Genomic DNA, 7,109 nt, shown 5'->3' with positions numbered 1-7,109 from the left:
CGGCCCCCGCCCCCCAACCCCCCCCGCTGGTTTGGTAGGGCCACGGGGGGTTCCCGTATACCCTGGGGACCCCCCCCCCCCCCCCCCGGGGGGGGGGGGGGGGCCCCCCCCCCCCCCCCACCCCGCCGTCGTTGTTCGCCTGAGGAGGCTCCGACGTTAAGCGGAGACCAGGCTGTGCCAGTCCTCAACGAGGGGCAGGTTGTGCGCCTCGGAGACGGAGTGGTGTGCCACGTGGCCTGCGGCGATGTTGAGGCCGGCGGCCAGTGCGGGGTCGCGGTCGAAAGCGGCCTTGACTCCGAGGTTGGCCAGGGCGACGGCGTAGCGCAGGGTGACGTTGGTCAGTGCGTACGTGGAGGTGTTCGGAACGGCGCCGGGCATGTTGGCAACGCAGTAGAAGATCGAGTTGTGGACCTTGTACGTCGGTTCCTGGTGGGTGGTGGGGTGGGTGTCCTCGAAGCAGCCGCCCTGGTCCACGGCGATGTCCACCAGCACCGAGCCCGGCTTCATCCGGGACACGAGTTCGTTGGTGACCAGCTTGGGAGCCTTGGCGCCCGGGATCAGGACGGAACCGATCACGAGATCTGCGTCGACAACTGACTTCTCGATCTCGTAGGCGTTGGAGGCGACGGTCTTCAGGCGGCCCTGGTAGAGGGCGTCGAGTTCGCGCAGCCGGTTGATGTTGATGTCCATGATGGTGACATCAGCACCGAGGCCCAGCGCCATGGCAGCGGCGTTGGTTCCCGCAACGCCGGCGCCGAGGACAACAACCTTGGCCGGGCGGACGCCCGGTACGCCGCCCAGGAGGATTCCCTTGCCGCCGGCCGGGGCCATGAGGGAGGACGCACCCACCACGACGGACAGGCGGCCTGCGACCTCGGACATCGGCGCGAGCAGCGGCAGGGTGCGGCCTTCCTGCACGGTCTCGTAGGCGATGGCCGTGACGCCGGAGTTGATGAGCTCGGCGGTGAGCTCGGGCTCGGCGGCGAGGTGGAGGTAGGTGAAGAGGATCAGGCCTTTGCGGAAGCGGTGGTATTCGGCCTTGATGGGTTCCTTGACCTTCATGACCATGTCCGCGCGGCCCCACACGTCGTCCGCGTCGGCAACGATCTCGGCTCCGGCGATCGAGTATTCCTCGTCGGTGATGCCCGAACCCAGGCCCGCTCCGCGCTCCACCAGGACGGTGTGCCCGTGGGTGCGGAACTCGTGCACGCCGGCGGCCGTGATGGCTACGCGGAACTCGTTGTTCTTGATTTCCTTGGGGACGCCAATGATCATGTGGGGCTCCATCGTCAGCGGCCTCTTAAGGCCGGATTTGTTGCTGTGGGCTGTGATTCCAGAATAGATCCGGCTGTGAGGCAGGCGACATGGGCGCTGCTGAAGTACCCTGGCCAGAACCGCGGAAATTCAAGGTTTTCTGGATTTCAGGCTCGACATTTGTCGAGCACTCAAGCGTCAAGTGTCGCCTGGTGTTGGTACGCTTTCCGGATGCAGCAAGACGTGGAGCAAATCGTTGAACGCGTGGCGTTGAAGCTGGGGCGTGGACTCTCCCTGGAAGACCTCGACGGCGTCCTTCTCGCCTACAGTTCCAACCAGTCGCACGCCGACCGCGTCCGCGTGAACTTCCTGCTCAGCAAGCGCGTGCCAAGCGACGTCAGCGCGTGGCAGCTCTCGCACGGAATTGCGACGGCGGTGCGCCCTGTTGTGGTGCCGGCGAACGACGAGCTAGGCATGCTGGGCCGGGTGTGCGTCCCCTTGCTGGTCCGGGGTTTCCGTGTGGGCTACTTATGGGTCCAGCAGGACCTTGAGGAGCAAAGCGCGACGGCGATCCTCGCCGAGCTGCCCGGGGTCCGTGACGAGTTGGACTTGCTGGCAGGGCTCCTGCTCGACTCGAACACGGCCGAGTCGGAGTTCCGGAGGCGCAGGGAGCAGGAGTTCCTGGCGGCCTGCGGCGGAGAATCCAACGCCGTGGCAGCCGTTGCCGGGTGGAAGGAAATCCAAGGCCGCGGTCCCTGGCAGGTGGTGACCATCCTGGACGCGGACGGTGCCGGTTCCGCCGTCGACCCCCTCGCCGCCACGCTGACGCACCGCTCTGCCGCATTGCAGTCGACGATCGGCGTCGACGCGGCCTTGTTCAGCGCAGGGACCGAGACGCATTCCGTGGTGCTGTTCCGCGAATCCGGTGGCCGGGCCGATCACGCGCAGGTCTTGGTGCATTACCAGCTGGAACTGGCGAAACGCGCGGGACGGAAAGTGGATCGCGTGATCCTGGGCATCAGCGAGCCGATCCAGGTGATCCGGCAGCTCGCCGGGGCGTACCGGCAATCGAAGGTGGCTGCGCAGGCCGCGGCCGTGGATCTCCCCCTCGGCGAGCTCGTGGACAGTAGGTCCGTGGGGGTCTACCAGCTGTTCGATCGGCTGCAGGCCCCTGGGGGTTGGGATGACACGGGATCCGTACACTTCCGCGCCCTCGAGGACCATGACCGCAACGGCGAACTGCTCCCCGTCCTGGAGCTTTTGTATGACAACGACGGCTCAGTCCAGGACGTCGCCGCCAAACTCCACCTGCACCGCAGCAGCATCTACAACCGGCTTGGCAAGATCCGCCAACTGATCGGCGTGGATCCGCTGGGCGGTGCCATCCGGCTGGAGCTGCATGCTGCGCTGAAAGCGCGCCGCTGGGCCGGGCGGCCGCGGATCTGACCCCGCCGCGCACCTGAACCGCACGCCGCGGAGCCAAATGGACAGCCGGGACCCCGTGCGCCTACGCTGAGAAAACGGTTTCTCACCTCTCGGAAGGATCAGTGTGGGCGGCGTCGTTTCCGGAGTCCTCATTATTTCTGCGGTCATCGCCGTGGGATACGTGGCAGTGCGATTGAAGGTGCTGCCTCCCGAGGTCCAAGGCGCCTTGACCAAGACGGCCTTCTACATCACCAATCCGGCGTTGCTGTATACGGTGGTGGCCGGCAGCGATATCCGTGCCGCGCTGGGTATCGATGCCCCGCTCGCGCTGCTCTCCGCCGTAATCGTGGGGCTTCTGTATTGCCTGCTGAGTTTCCTGTTCTTTCGCCGGCCGGTCGCGGAAACGGCAGTAGGTGCCATGGCCAGCAGTTACGCCAACGCCAACAACATCGGAATCCCGGTTTCCCTTTATGCCGTGGGAACAGCGCAGCACGTTGCTCCCGTCCTCCTGGTGCAACTCCTGGTCCTGGCCCCGTTCTACGTCACCATCCTGGGACTGGCGGGTGGCGAAAAGATCCACTGGAAGCGCGTCGTCCTCCAGCCGCTGGGCAACCCCATGATCATTGCCTCCGGGCTTGGCGTCGTGATGGCACTGACCGGGTGGCACGCGCCGGAACTGGTCCAGAAGCCCGTCGACATGCTGGCGGGGGCTGCCGTGCCCATGGTGTTGCTGGCGTTCGGCATGTCCTTGGCAGGTAAAGCGCCGCTGCAGCAGGGGGACGGGAGGGTGGAGACCTTGGTGGCCACGCTCCTCAAAGTCGCAGGCATGCCCGTGGTGGCGTGGGTGCTGGCGCGGTTTGTGTTCGGCTTGGACGGCAACCACTTGCTGGCGAGCGTCATCATGGCTGCCCTGCCTACCGGGCAGAACGTGTTTCTCTTTGCTTCGCCCTACGGCCGCGGCACGGTTGTGGCGCGGGACGTGATCCTGTGCACCACCGTGCTCTGCGTCGCTGCGCTCCTGGTGGTCGCGTGGTTGTTAGGGTGACCCGGCGGCGGAGACGCGAATGAGGCAGCCACCCGCGCGGGTGGCTGCCTCATTGTCTTGCTGTGGGTCCTACGAGCGCCGCAAGCGCTGGCAGCTCCAGCGGCCCATCCGGCGACGGAAGGCAGCCGTCCGGCTGCTGCTGCAATAGCGGCCGTGCCAGCCGATGTGCGTGGTGGTCCGAGGCATGCGCGTGCTCATTTCAGCGCCTCCTTTGCAAGGTCCAGCAAACCGTCCACACTCACGGTCGGTGCAGTCGTTTCAGGGGCGCTGCTTGCTTTTGGGCTGTTGCTCGGCCTCGGCTTCGACGTCTCGGTGGGGGTGGGCGTCGGCGTCGGAGTGACCGTCGGAGTCGTGGTGGGGGTCGGCGTCGGTGCCGTGATGGTGTCCGACGGCGGAGCGGGCTGGCTCGGGACCGGGGAGGTTACGCCGGGCACCGGGACAACAGCCGATGGAGCCGTGGACGGTACCCACTGCGGGGCTGCCAGCGAAACCTGGGGAGCAGCCGCGGACGACGCCGGCGCGGCAGCGGGTGCCTCTGCTGCCGGCGGTGCGGGGTCGGCTGAGGGCTGCCCGGCTTCGGTCTTGGCGGCCGACGTGGACGAAGCTGTGGTGTACGACGGCGTGGGGCCGGGTGACGCCGTGCCCGTTGCCCGTCCGTCGCCGTCCGTGGAGGAGCCGCTGGCTTCCTGGGATTGGTTGTCCTGGCCGAAGAGCGGAAGATCCAGGGCCTGGCTGACCGTACCCACCGTCAGGACCAAGCCAAGTGCTCCAGCCACGACGGCCATGCGCTGGCCCATGGTCTTCACCGAAGCGGCCTTGGTCAGGACGGCATGCGGTTCCCGGTTGAAGGACGATGCCCCGAATGAACCGAAGGCCGACTTGCTTGCCGTAACCGACTTGCCCGCGCCGGCCGACGAGGCCGCGCCGGCTGACGTGGCGGTGCCGGGAAAAGTGGTTGCCCGGCGTGGCTGTGAACCATCAGCTGCCTTGGCCGCGGTAGCCTGCCGGCTTGCCAGGCCTGCGGCAGCGGTTGCGGCGGCGGCAATCTGTGCAGGCGTCTTCGGCTGGGCGCTGGCCTCAGGCTGGGCATTGGAATTGCGGAGCACCGGCGCGGCTACGGTCGGAATGGCGGCCGTCGCGGGTTCGGGCTCAGGGGTGGGCTCGGCCGGCTTCACCACGGGGATGGCAGCAGTCGCGGGAGCGGTCTCAGAAGTGGGCTCGGCGGGCTGCACGACGGGGATGGCGGCAGTCGCGGGCGCAGCCTGCGCCGTCGGAATGGCGGCCGTCGCAGGAGCAGCTTCCTTGTCGGAGGCAGGCTCGGCCGGCTTTACCACGGGGATCGCAGACGTCGGCGGCCCGGGCGTGGTCGACGCGATCCGCGGAGCATCGTCCGCGATCGTGCTTGGTTCCTGGACTGAGGCAGGAGCCGCAGCATCGTCCGAAACCGAAGCTTCCGGCGCAATGACAGCCTGGGCGGCTGCCTCGCGCTCGGCCGCGCGGCGCTCCGCGCGCGTCATGGGCGCGGTGGGCGCAGGCGCGGTTGGATTGACAACAGCGGCGGGTGCCGCCGTCGTGCTTTCAGCGCTGGTGGGGGACTGTCCGCTGGGTTGGGCCCGACGGCGTCCGGATGGCTTGGTGCGCTCGATGGCCTCCTGGGCACGGCGCGGCTGATCCATGGTTGGGGACATGGGTGATTGCCTCTCAACGCCTGCGAGGTTAGCTGTCGGGTTCGGACGAGGCCGTCCGGCCGCACGTGGCGGCTTCACCCCAAGGGCCTGCGGAATTCAGGCCCGGGAACTCTGGGTCCCCCGTCTCTGCCGCGGATCTGGCGGATTCCGGGATGCGGCAGAGCTCGGCGTCAGCCCGGAAGCGGCCCAGCGGAGATCAGGGTCGCCCTTCGACCGTACAGGAGCAGGGAAGTAAAGTCACATTAATGTAACGGACGGAACGTCCAAGGTTTCGAGGTGGCCTTATCGCCTACCCTTCGGCGCTGGAGCCGGAGACGGCAATTCATGCTGGACCTTTTGTACCTGGTGCGCCTGGTGGGTTTCGGGGCGGTAGATCTCGTCCACGATGCCCAGGACGCCTGCCAGGGCCGCGCGTTTCACCGGGCGCTTAGTGTCCCTGCGCCGCGTCCAGATCCAAAGGAGCGCAACGAGAGCGGGTCCGCTGAGAACGGCAGCCAACACGGCCAATAAATCCATGGATCAACACTAGCTTTGAGCATGTACTGGCCGGTAGACATGATCTATGGACCTGCCTGTGATGCCGCCCGTTTCGCCCATGCTCGCCAAGTCCGTGCCCACCATCCCCGATGTGGGGCACTACGAACCCAAGTGGGACGGCTTCCGGACCATCGTTTTCAAGGATGGGGACGAGATCGTCCTCGGCAGCCGCAACGAGAAGCCCATGACCCGCTACTTCCCCGAACTCGTGGACGCGCTCCAGAAGAACCTTCCGGAGAAGTGCGTGATCGACGGTGAGATTATCCTCATTTCCGGCAACCGTCTGGACTTCGAGGGCCTGCAGCAGCGCATCCACCCCGCCGACAGCCGCGTCCGGATGCTCGCAGAGAAGACGCCGTCCTCGTTGGTAGCGTTCGACCTGCTCGCCCTGGGGGATGACGACCTGACGGGACAGCCCTTCGCCGAGCGCAGGGCCGCACTGGAAGAGGCGCTCGCCGACGCCGAACCGCCCGTGTACGTCACGCCCGCGGTCACCGACCTTGATCGTGCCAAGGAATGGTTCGTGCAACTTGAGGGAGCAGGGCTCGACGGCGTGCTGTCCAAACCCCTCGACGGCACCTACCAGCCGAACAAGCGGGTGATGTTCAAGACGAAGCATGAACGGACGGCAGACTGCGTGGTGGCAGGATTCCGCTGGCACAAGACGGCGAAGGTTGTGGGGTCCATGTTGCTGGGGCTCTATGACGACTCGGGCCGCCTGCACCATGTGGGCGTCGTGGCGTCGTTCCCCATGGCCAAGCGGGAAGCCCTGGTGGCGGAGTTGGAGCCGTACCAGGTGGAGTTCGCCGAGCATCCGTGGGGCGAATGGGCCAACCAGGAGTCCGCCGGGGGATCCAGGATGCCCGGTGGCCAAAGCCGGTGGAGTGCCGGGAAGGACTTCTCCTTTGTTCCGCTTCGCCCCGAACTCGTGATCGAGGTGGCGTACGACTATATGGAGGGCGACCGTTTCAGGCACACCACCCAATTCCGTCGGTGGCGGCCGGACCGGACTCCTGACGGCTGCACCTACTCGCAGCTGGAAGAACCCGCAGACTACGATCTGGGCGAGATCCTGCGGCTGAAATAGCGCCCCATCGCCGCCAAGCCGCTGTCTCGCCGTTTCCCAACAAACGGAACAGATGCCTGGCGACTGATGTGGG

Annotated in this window: 7 protein-coding genes and 1 riboswitch; of the genes, 3 read left to right on the top strand and 4 right to left on the bottom strand. The window is 66.7% G+C overall.

Going from position 1 to position 7,109, the window contains the following annotated elements; translation table 11 throughout:
• Nucleotides 1–156 precede the first annotated feature (156 nt).
• The gene (gene ald / locus ACIQTZ_RS20905) at nt 157–1,275 is read right to left on the bottom strand and encodes an alanine dehydrogenase (protein WP_397324579.1); all 1,119 of its coding nucleotides are present in this window, start codon (nt 1,273–1,275) and stop codon (nt 157–159) included.
• A 210-nt stretch (nt 1,276–1,485) separates the two neighbouring features.
• Here ald and ACIQTZ_RS20900 point away from each other — a divergent pair, with 210 nt between their 5' ends.
• The gene (locus ACIQTZ_RS20900) at nt 1,486–2,700 is read left to right on the top strand and encodes a PucR family transcriptional regulator (protein ID WP_402983626.1); all 1,215 of its coding nucleotides are present in this window, start codon (nt 1,486–1,488) and stop codon (nt 2,698–2,700) included.
• Between the two features lie 103 nt (nt 2,701–2,803).
• A complete protein-coding gene (locus tag ACIQTZ_RS20895; protein WP_402983623.1) occupies nt 2,804–3,724 on the top strand; it encodes an AEC family transporter in 921 nt (306 codons plus the stop codon).
• Nucleotides 3,725–3,793: 69 nt separating this feature from the next.
• On the opposite strand, the gene ACIQTZ_RS20890 is transcribed toward ACIQTZ_RS20895, so the two are convergent.
• The 3 genes from ACIQTZ_RS20890 to ACIQTZ_RS20880 form a co-directional block, all read right to left on the bottom strand.
• The gene (locus ACIQTZ_RS20890) at nt 3,794–3,922 is read right to left on the bottom strand and encodes a hypothetical protein (protein WP_402983620.1); all 129 of its coding nucleotides are present in this window, start codon (nt 3,920–3,922) and stop codon (nt 3,794–3,796) included.
• Complete coding sequence (locus ACIQTZ_RS20885) at nt 3,919–5,412, bottom strand: hypothetical protein (RefSeq protein WP_402983617.1); 1,494 nt, start codon at nt 5,410–5,412, stop codon at nt 3,919–3,921. The genes ACIQTZ_RS20890 and ACIQTZ_RS20885 overlap by 4 nt, the downstream gene beginning before the upstream one ends.
• Before the next feature lie 3 nt (nt 5,413–5,415).
• Nucleotides 5,416–5,565, bottom strand: a riboswitch (cyclic di-AMP (ydaO/yuaA leader).
• A 129-nt stretch (nt 5,566–5,694) separates the two neighbouring features.
• Nucleotides 5,695–5,928 carry a hypothetical protein gene (locus ACIQTZ_RS20880; RefSeq protein ID WP_402983615.1) on the bottom strand — a complete coding sequence of 78 codons (234 nt, stop codon included), beginning with the start codon at nt 5,926–5,928 and terminating at the stop codon, nt 5,695–5,697.
• Nucleotides 5,929–5,974: 46 nt separating this feature from the next.
• On the opposite strand from ACIQTZ_RS20880, the gene ACIQTZ_RS20875 reads away from it, so the two are divergent.
• The gene (locus ACIQTZ_RS20875; protein ID WP_402983612.1) at nt 5,975–7,036 is read left to right on the top strand and encodes an ATP-dependent DNA ligase; all 1,062 of its coding nucleotides are present in this window, start codon (nt 5,975–5,977) and stop codon (nt 7,034–7,036) included.
• Nucleotides 7,037–7,109: the final 73 nt, after the last annotated feature.

Source organism: Paenarthrobacter sp. NPDC090520 (genome assembly GCF_044769205.1).
Lineage (GTDB): Bacteria > Actinomycetota > Actinomycetes > Actinomycetales > Micrococcaceae > Arthrobacter.
The sequence above is the reverse complement of the archived record's forward strand: the minus strand, read 5'-3'. Positions and strand labels throughout refer to the sequence as shown.